General features: G+C 46.2%; 2 protein-coding genes. Both read left to right on the forward strand.

Going from position 1 to position 1,328, the window contains the following annotated elements:
* Nucleotides 1–127: 127 nt before the first annotated feature.
* Nucleotides 128–553 (forward strand): Cu(I)-responsive transcriptional regulator, encoded by a 426-nt coding sequence (gene cueR, locus A3761_RS22065; protein WP_068506746.1) that lies wholly within the window; start codon nt 128–130, stop codon nt 551–553.
* Nucleotides 550–1,328, forward strand: a 779-nt coding sequence (locus tag A3761_RS22070) for a permease (protein ID WP_197473174.1), incomplete at its 3' end; no start/stop codon positions are given. The genes cueR and A3761_RS22070, both read left to right, overlap by 4 nt.

Below are 1,328 nucleotides of genomic sequence, written 5' to 3' on the forward strand. Positions count from 1 at the left end.
TGGTCATACCCACCTACACTGACCACTTTCGTCATAAATTTCGAATTCAATAAATTTGTATTGACCTTACAGTAGCTGTAAGGTTTATGCTATTCCATATTAGATCAATTTATATAGGAGTAGCACGATGAATATCGGCGCGATATCAAAGCTAACAGGCCTTAATTCTAAAACCATTCGCTACTACGAAGAGATCGACCTGGTTCATCCTAGCTCGCGCTCTGCCAACGGCTATCGACAATATTCAGAACAAGATCTGGAACAGCTCCAGTTTATCCAGCGCGCCCGAAAGACAGGCTTCAATATTGATGAGTGTCGCCACTTGCTTGATCTTTTCAACAATAAAGGCCGACAAAGTCACGAGGTTAAATCCCTCGTCTTGGACAAAGCAAAATTAGTTGAAGAGCAAATAGCTGAGCTTAGGCTGATGCACCAGTGCCTGCTAGACCTCGCTAGCCAATGCCAATCTAACAATGACCCTCACTGCGCTATTCTTGATAAGCTTAGCGAGGCACCAGAGCAACTAACGACACAGGGAGGGGTAAAGCTATGAAAGAAACGAAATCAAGCTGCTGCGGCTCTAGTTCTGAAAAAAATAACCCTGAAAAGCCTGAAAGTAGTTCAAGTTGTTGCAGCAAAGAAAAACAGCCCGTACATACTACGTCATGCTGCTCCAGCAGTAGTAAGGCAACGAGCGAGCCCGCAACTAACAGTTGCTGTGAAGACTCTCCAGAAAAGCGAGACTGGTTACTCTGGGGGAGCTTAACGCTTTCAATTATCTTCTATGTGTTGGCACTCAGCGAACCCTCTCATGACAACTGGTATGGTGTCATTGCCCACAGCGTTCAAGAACTGCTAAACACTATGTGGTGGAGCATACTGCTCGCCATTGCTTTTGTCGGTGTGTTAAGTCGTATACCCCAGGAATTTATCATCTCGATTCTGGGAAAAGGAGGCACCGTCAAAGGTCTGTGGCGCGCGACATTGGCAGGCGTACTACTCGATTTATGTAGTCACGGAATACTAATGGTCGGCATGGAGCTAAGGCGCAAAGGTGCCAGTCTCGGCCAAGTCATGGCATTTCTTATTGCCAGCCCTTGGAACTCACTATCACTGACGATAATCATGGTGGCACTCATAGGGCTGCCATGGACCCTCTTGTTTATTGCCCTGTCGATGGTATTGGCAATTACCACCGGCTGGTTGTTTGATCGACTAGAACAGAAAGGCTCTCTTCCGCAAAATAGCGTTGCGAATGACTTGCCTGAAGACTTTCAATTTTGGCGTGAAGCTAAATCCAAATTTGCATCGGTAGAATGGACACAAGC

The organism is Oleiphilus sp. HI0123 (assembly GCF_001635315.1).

Excerpts from the sequence above, each read along its gene's own strand:
- cueR (WP_068506746.1), top strand. The coding sequence starts at position 128 with ATGAATATCGGCGCGATATCAAAGCTAACAGGCCTTAATTCTAAAACC.